General features: G+C 37.7%; 1 protein-coding gene. It reads left to right on the plus strand.

From position 1 onward, the window contains the following. Nucleotides 1-265, plus strand: a 265-nt coding sequence (locus tag AAEY78_RS13470; protein ID WP_352339826.1) for a formyltransferase family protein, incomplete at both ends; no start/stop codon positions are given.

Genomic DNA, 265 nt, shown 5'->3' on the forward strand with positions numbered 1-265 from the left:
GTGATAAAACCCTATGATCCTGACTTTGTTGTACTCGCTAAATATATGCGAGTTTTAACACCCGAGTTTGTAACAGCATTTGCAGATAAAATTATTAATATTCATCATTCTTTTTTACCCGCATTCATTGGCGCATCACCTTATAAACAAGCGTGGGATCGTGGTGTTAAAATTATTGGTGCAACAGCACACTTTGTGAACAACCACTTGGACGAAGGGCCGATTATTAAACAAGATGTCATTTCAGTTGATCACAGTTATAGCG

It is taken from the genome of Psychrobacter sp. 16-MNA-CIBAN-0192, from assembly GCF_040309565.1.
In the GTDB taxonomy this organism is placed as follows: domain Bacteria; phylum Pseudomonadota; class Gammaproteobacteria; order Pseudomonadales; family Moraxellaceae; genus Psychrobacter.